Here is a 1,061-nt window from a genome sequence, read left to right as displayed (position 1 = left end):
AGCTCTACCGCTTGCTTTAGCCTTTGAATACATATCTACAAAATCTCTCCTAATACTATCCGATATGTCATTTCTATTTATTGCACTAAAGAGTTTTTCCAAAGCACACATATTGACTTTTAATGTTTTTTCAGTGCAATAAGAAGTTTTATGTTCTAACCAAGCCTTTACATGCTCGTATTTAACATCTACAAACCTTTTTACACCTTGTTTTTTCATATCGTCAGCAAATTCTTTAATAACGCCAACGTATCGCGTATAAATTGAAAACGAGTGAATAAAAGGGCTTGGTTTCTTAGTGTCTCTCTCAATACCCTTACGAGACACACCTATACCTTGTTTCAAATGCCACAATACGTTGTTGGTGGCTTTCCTAATTGGAAGCTTATTGACTAAATCAACGTTAATGTTTAATTCCACGTTTAGCACTACTGCTCTACTTGTAAGGCGAGAGCCAACCTGTACGGCAATTGATTATTAAGATACATATTAGTTGTGTTTTCGTCAAGGGTTTTGTTTACGGAAACTCCGTTTCCGTATACATTGTATACACCCCCAATCCATACCTTTAGCTTGGTTTTATCGCTTCTTATATACCTGTGGTTGCACTTAACAAGTAGCTATCGCTATGGAAGGGGTGCTTCGCCCCCTTCCATACCATCCCCGGACTTAGGGAGCAACGCCCCCTAAGAACCCCTTCTTGCCTTGGCTTCCTAACGGAAGCCTTCGGCAAGGACAAAAAATATCTCAAAAGATTTAAAGAAATTTTCTAAAGAAAATAAGAAAGTCAATTTAACAGCTAAAACGTCTAACCCTTTGAAAACTACCTCTAAAACTCCTTACCAGTCAATGGTTTCCTGACACCAAAATATCAAAATCGTAGTATTCCACCTTCTTAATTTTGTATGCCAGCAAAACATTGATGTATCGTTAAGAAAAATACTCAAAATATATTGCCTATCAACAAGAAAAAGAACAAAAATTAGAAAATTTGATTTTTCTAAAGATGCTTAGACAGGATATCTCTTATCTCGTCTAAAGAGTTGGCTTTAAAAATAGGC

General features: G+C 36.3%; 1 protein-coding gene. It reads right to left on the bottom strand.

All coding sequences use genetic code 11. The features are described 5' to 3' along the window. On the bottom strand, positions 1-420 hold a 420-nt coding region (locus ACYQZV_RS09050), incomplete at its 3' end, for a hypothetical protein (RefSeq protein ID WP_459895307.1). Positions 421-1,061: the final 641 nt, after the last annotated feature.

Source organism: Hydrogenobaculum acidophilum (assembly GCF_054656715.1).
Note: the sequence above shows the minus strand (reverse complement) of the source record. Positions and strands in the feature narration are given on the sequence as shown.